The organism is Mesorhizobium sp. M7A.F.Ca.ET.027.02.1.1, from assembly GCF_004022985.1.
GTDB lineage: Bacteria > Pseudomonadota > Alphaproteobacteria > Rhizobiales > Rhizobiaceae > Mesorhizobium.
The window spans coordinates 1-1,141 of sequence record NZ_RZOL01000780.1 but is presented as its reverse complement, the minus strand read 5'-3'; the positions used below and the strand labels follow the sequence as shown (position 1 = coordinate 1,141).

Genomic DNA, 1,141 nt, shown 5'->3' with positions numbered 1-1,141 from the left:
CTACTACGCGGCGTTGAAGACCGAACGGGATAAGGCCGCCGAGGAATTGCGCAAGCAGGAGGAAGCAGCACGGCTGAAAGCCGAGGCTGACGCCAAGGCCAAGGCCGAAGCGGATGCCCAGGCGAAAGCCGATGCCGATGCCAAGGCTCAGGCCAACGCGGAGGCGAAAGCAAAGGCGGACGCCGATGCCAAAGCCAAGGCGGACGCCGACGCCAAGGCCGCTGCCGAACAGCAAGCCGCCGACGAGGCGGCCAAGGCGCAGGTCGACAAGCAGGAGCGGCAGAAGGCGGAAGAGGCTGTGCGCATCGCGGCGCAGGAAAAGGCAAGGCTCGAGGCCGAACGCAAGGCCGCGCAGCAGGCTCCGAAGGTGGAGCGGGCGCCGCTGCCGGAAGCCAACGACAATCCGCCGCCGGCCAAGCCGAAGTCCAATCCGTTCACGATCGACAATCTGCTGAAGTCGCTGCAGTAGGCCAAACGCCTTCCTGATCGGCGATCCGCAGATTCAGAGGACGAGCAGTTGCGCGCTCTCTGCCGCATAGCGGGCATGGCGGAAATCCCGGATGGTCAAGAGTTTGCCATCCTGCCACGCCAGCAGGATGAAATAGGCAGGGGGCGCCTTCGGATCATTGGGATCGCGAACGAGGATTGCCGGCCTGTCTTCGACGAAGCCGGGCACGAAACGCCAGTCCTGCACCCGGGAATAGTTGCCGAAATAGGTACCCACTTCCTTGCGGCCGTTCAGCCGTGTCCGGGCAACCAGTTCCAGTCGTACTTCTTCGGCCAGCATGTCGCGCACCGCATCGAAATCGCGTGCGTTGAAGCGGTCGATATAAGCGTTGAGCAGCAGGCGCTCCGCGGCACTCAGTTTCGGAACAGGACGGTCGTCCGGTTCGTCAGCAAGATGGCGGAGCCGGCCGCGACCGCGATGCAGCGCCGCCTTGATGGCAGGGATGCTGGTGTCGAGCATGTCGCTGATCTCCTGCAGCGAATAGCCTAGAACGTCCATCATGATCACGCTGCTTCGCTGCGCGACGGGAAGGCGCATGAAGGTGTGCAGGCTGGCCGCCGCGGCCTGACGATCGGCGGTGGGATTGGCTGGGTCGACGATCATGTCCGGGTCCTCATCGGAAAAAGCCCTTTC

Annotated in this window: 1 protein-coding gene and 1 pseudogene; one reads left to right on the top strand and one right to left on the bottom strand. The window is 63.8% G+C overall.

What is annotated here, in order from left to right:
* Positions 1–469, top strand: a pseudogene (locus tag EN749_RS36090) (AsmA protein); the annotation flags it as partial.
* 33 nt (positions 470–502) lie between these two features.
* Here EN749_RS36090 and EN749_RS36085 read toward each other — a convergent pair.
* The coding region (locus EN749_RS36085; RefSeq protein ID WP_128364992.1) for a sigma factor-like helix-turn-helix DNA-binding protein at positions 503–1,141 on the bottom strand (639 nt) is incomplete at its 5' end.